At 67.9% G+C, this 1,364-nt stretch carries 2 protein-coding genes; one reads left to right on the forward strand and one right to left on the reverse strand.

The window, feature by feature from the left end:
- The coding region (locus FKP22_RS30485) for a sensor histidine kinase (protein WP_233447029.1) at positions 1–843 on the forward strand (843 nt) is incomplete at its 5' end.
- Positions 844–1,128: 285 nt separating this feature from the next.
- Here the strand turns inward: FKP22_RS30485 and FKP22_RS30490 are convergent.
- On the reverse strand, positions 1,129–1,364 hold a 236-nt coding region (locus FKP22_RS30490; protein WP_141291941.1), incomplete at its 5' end, for an ANTAR domain-containing protein.

Consider the following 1,364-nt stretch of genomic DNA (forward strand, 5'->3'; position numbering starts at 1 on the left):
AAGGCACCGCGCGAGCTGATCGGCGTGATCGAAGGCCTGGCCCCGGGCCAAAGTGCCACCACCGACCAGTGGCAGCTCGAAATGCTGCCACTCGACAGCGAAACCGGCCAGCAACCCGGCCGCCTGCTGCTGCTGCGCCCGCTGCCCGGCGCAGCGCCTGAAGAAGCCGCCATCAGCGCGGCCGATCACGAGTCCTTCATCTATTCGGTTTCGCACGACCTGCGCGCGCCGCTGCGCGTGGTCGAAGGTTTTGCGCGCATCCTCAAGGAAGACTACGGCCGCTTCCTGGACCGCATCGGAAATGACCACGTCGACCGCGTGCTCTCGGCCGGCGCGCGCATGAACAGCATGATCGACGCACTGCTGGCGCTGTCGCGCCTGCAGTCGCAGCCGCTGGCGCGCAAGCCGGTGGACCTGTCGCAGCTGGCCGGCTTCATCATCGAAGACCTGCGCCGCGAAGCACCGGACCGCCAGGCCAGCATCCACATCGAAGCCGGCCTGGTGGTGCAGGGCGACCCCACACTGCTGCGCATTGCACTGGAAAACCTGCTGGGCAACGCCTGGAAGTACAGCGGCCAGAACCCGCAGACGGTGATCGAATTCCGCTGCGAACGCCAGGCCGATGGCCGCCGCGTCTATGTCGTGGCCGACCAGGGCGCCGGCTTCGACATGCGCTTTGCCGACCGCCTCTTCGGCGTCTTCCAGCGCCTGCACAGCCCCACAGACTTCCAGGGCACCGGCGTCGGCCTGGCCTCGGTACGCCGCATCCTGCGCCGCCACGGCGGCGACATCTGGGCCGAGTCGGAAGTCGGCAAAGGCGCTCGCTTCTACTTCACGGTCTAGTGTTTCTTTCTCGTCGGTCGGCGCGAGCAGAGGGCGTCGGGTAGCCGATTCCGTTCATGTCCCCCGCCTGCGGCTCCTCCTTTACTTCACTGCATCGGCCACCCAACGCCCTCTGCGGCAGCGCTGGTGTTTGCCCCCTGAACAGCCAACACCGTGCCGATCAGGACGGTGGGGCGTGTTGCGCAGCGAAGTAAAGGAGGAGAACGGACGCAGTCCGGGCGGGGGACATGAGCGGAGCAATGCGCCCCGGCGGCCTGATCCTGCACCCACCTCAGCAGGAAAAGTTCAAGCGTTCCCAGGCCGAGCCAGCAGTTCGACCGCATCGACCAGCGCCGCAGCCTGAGCAGCCAAACTCCGCCCATCGGCTTCGGCCAGGCGCACCAGCCGGGCCAGCGCTTCGGTGCGGGGCAGCGAGTATCGGTGCATCAGCACGCCCACCGCCAGTGGGATCGGGTCGGCCAGCGCGCCGGCAGGTTCTGCAGCCTGCTGGGCGGCAACGGATGGCGTGGGTGCCGCCACTG

The sequence above is a fragment of the Ideonella azotifigens genome, assembly GCF_006519715.1.
GTDB lineage: Bacteria > Pseudomonadota > Gammaproteobacteria > Burkholderiales > Burkholderiaceae_C > Ideonella > Ideonella azotifigens.